General features: G+C 61.2%; 3 protein-coding genes. 2 read left to right on the forward strand and 1 reads right to left on the reverse strand.

All coding sequences use genetic code 11. The features are described 5' to 3' along the window. Positions 1 to 577 (reverse strand): NAD(P)H-hydrate epimerase (locus EN742_RS30905; RefSeq protein WP_128333662.1); only part of this gene is annotated, 577 nt, incomplete at its 3' end. Positions 578 to 935: 358 nt separating this feature from the next. On the opposite strand from EN742_RS30905, the gene EN742_RS30910 reads away from it, so the two are divergent. Both EN742_RS30910 and glnA read left to right on the forward strand, forming a co-directional pair. After that, positions 936 to 1274, forward strand: a complete 339-nt coding sequence (locus tag EN742_RS30910; RefSeq protein ID WP_006205430.1) for a P-II family nitrogen regulator — start codon at positions 936 to 938, stop codon at positions 1272 to 1274. Between the two features lie 60 nt (positions 1275 to 1334). Further along, on the forward strand, positions 1335 to 2733 hold a 1399-nt coding region (gene glnA, locus EN742_RS30915; protein ID WP_128333661.1), incomplete at its 3' end, for a type I glutamate--ammonia ligase.

The following is a 2733-nucleotide window of genomic DNA, read 5'->3' on the forward strand; positions in this document are numbered from 1 at the left end:
AGCGTTCCCGCCCCGGCAGCAGCAGATGACCGGGTTTCTTGCGTGCGAAGGTGACCGTGACCTCGGCGCTGAATGCCGCGCCGAGAATGGCACCGCTTGCACCGGAGACGCCGGAGGGTAGATCGACGGCGATCACCGGCAGATCGATTTCCCTGGCCATTTCGATCGCCGTGGCGTCGTGACCGGACAGGGGCTTCGAGAGTCCTGCCCCATAGAGAGCATCGACGATAATGGAGCCTTTCTCGGCGGCAAATGCCGCGAGCGGTCGAGCTTTTGCGGGGCACTCCGCCGCGACAATCGCGGCATCGCTGCCGGCTCGCGGTTTGCCCGATACCCACACCGCGACATTGACACCGGCCTCGGCCAGCAATCTCGCCACGACATAGCCATCGCCCCCATTGTTGCCGGGACCACAGAGAACATGGACCCTTGAGGCCGCCGGGTAACGCGCCAGCACAACGGCGGCGACCGCCTCGCCGGCCCGTCGCATCAGGCCATAGCCGTCGAGCGGTCCGGCCGCGATCGCCAGCCGGTCGGCCTCGGCCATTTCAACCGGAGATAAAAGTTCGTTGCTCATGGATTGCGGTCCGCTCTCCGGTGAAGCATTGTCCAGTTTTCGGTTTGAAGCAAACAGCGAAACACCTGCCACTGCTCAGAAACGCATCGCTCGATGCAATGCGCCAATGGGCAGAAATGCCTGCAAATTACGCTATTTGCCTAATTATTGTGCGGACGGGAGGATCGGCAATGTATAGGCTTCGAGCGTCCATGACGCTTCCAATGCAGCGAATGACGCGAATATGCATCCGGGCATGACAATTGATGAGATCGCCCGATACCGCCTCGAATCCGCAGGATTTGGCACAGTTCGTGCTTGATGGAGGCGCAAGCGGGGTACACAACCCGTCTTTTTGGCAGTGGAGGCCACATTTTACATGAAAAAGATCGAAGCGATCATTAAGCCATTCAAGCTGGACGAAGTGAAGGAAGCGCTTCAGGAGGCTGGCCTGCAGGGCATCACAGTGACCGAGGCCAAGGGCTTCGGCCGGCAGAAGGGCCACACCGAACTCTATCGCGGCGCCGAATATGTCGTCGACTTCCTGCCCAAGGTGAAGATCGAAGTGGTGCTCGGCGACGACGCCGTCGAAGGCGCCATCGAGGCCATCCGCAAGGCGGCGCAGACCGGCCGCATCGGCGACGGCAAGATCTTCGTCTCCAACATCGAGGAAGTCGTGCGCATCCGCACCGGTGAAACCGGAATGGACGCCGTCTGACGCCCCGCATCTTTCTGCAACGTCATCATCAAAAAACGTCATCAAACAGGGATACATGACATGACGACAGCCAAAGACATCATGAAGCAGATCAAGGACAACGACGTGAAATTCGTCGACCTGCGCTTCACCGATCCGAAGGGCAAGCTGCAGCACGTCACCATGGATGTCGTCGAAGTCGAGGAAGACATGTTCGCCGACGGCGTCATGTTCGACGGTTCCTCGATCGCAGGCTGGAAGGCGATCAACGAGTCCGACATGGTGCTGATGCCCGATCCCGACACGGTGCACATGGACCCGTTCTTCGCCCAGTCGACCATGGTCATCCTGTGCGACATCCTTGATCCGGTCTCCGGCGAATCCTACAACCGCGACCCGCGCGGCACCGCCAAGAAGGCCGAGGCCTACATGAAGTCGGAAGGCATCGGCGACCAGATCTTCGTCGGCCCGGAAGCCGAATTCTTCGTCTTCGACGACGTCAAGTACAAGGCCGATCCCTACAACACCGGATTCCGCCTGGACTCCACCGAACTGCCGTCCAACGACGACACCGACTACGAGACCGGCAATCTCGGCCATCGTCCGCGCATCAAGGGCGGCTACTTCCCTGTGCCGCCGATCGATTCCGCCCAGGACATGCGCTCGGAAATGCTGACCGTGCTCGCCGAGATGGGCGTGCGCGTCGAGAAGCATCACCATGAGGTCGCCGCCGCCCAGCATGAGCTCGGCATCAAGTTCGACACGCTGGTCCGCAACGCCGACAAGATGCTGATCTACAAGTACGTCGTTCACCAGGTCGCCAACGCCTATGGCAAGACGGCCACCTTCATGCCGAAGCCGGTGTTCGGCGACAACGGCTCGGGTATGCACGTCCACCAGTCGATCTGGAAGGGCGGCAAGCCGACCTTCGCCGGTAACGAATATGCCGGCCTGTCGGAGAGCTGCCTGTTCTACATCGGCGGCATCATCAAGCACGCCAAGGCGATCAACGCCTTCACCAATCCGCTGACCAACTCCTACAAGCGCCTGGTGCCGGGTTACGAAGCGCCGGTGCTGCTCGCCTATTCGGCGCGCAACCGCTCGGCGTCCTGCCGCATTCCGTTCGGCTCGTCGCCGAAGGCCAAGCGCGTCGAGGTCCGCTTCCCCGATCCGGGCGCGAACCCCTACCTCGCGTTCGCCGCCATGCTGATGGCCGGCCTCGACGGCATCAAGAACAAGATCCACCCGGGACAGCCGATGGACAAGGATCTTTACGACCTGCCGCCGAAGGAGCTGAAGAAGATCCCGACCGTCTGCGGCTCGCTGCGCGAGGCGCTGCAAAGCCTCGACAAGGACCGCGGCTTCCTCAAGGCCGGCGGCGTCTTCGACGACGACCAGATCGACAGCTACATCGAGCTGAAGATGGCCGAGGTGATGCGCTTCGAGATGACCCCGCATCCGGTCGAATACGACATGTACT

Source organism: Mesorhizobium sp. M4A.F.Ca.ET.020.02.1.1 (genome assembly GCF_004022645.1).
In the GTDB taxonomy this organism is placed as follows: Bacteria; Pseudomonadota; Alphaproteobacteria; order Rhizobiales; family Rhizobiaceae; genus Mesorhizobium.

What these genes read in the sequence shown, in the direction of transcription:
- EN742_RS30910 (WP_006205430.1), top strand. Translation starts at nt 936, where the DNA reads ATGAAAAAGATCGAAGCGATCATTAAGCCATTCAAGCTGGACGAAGTG.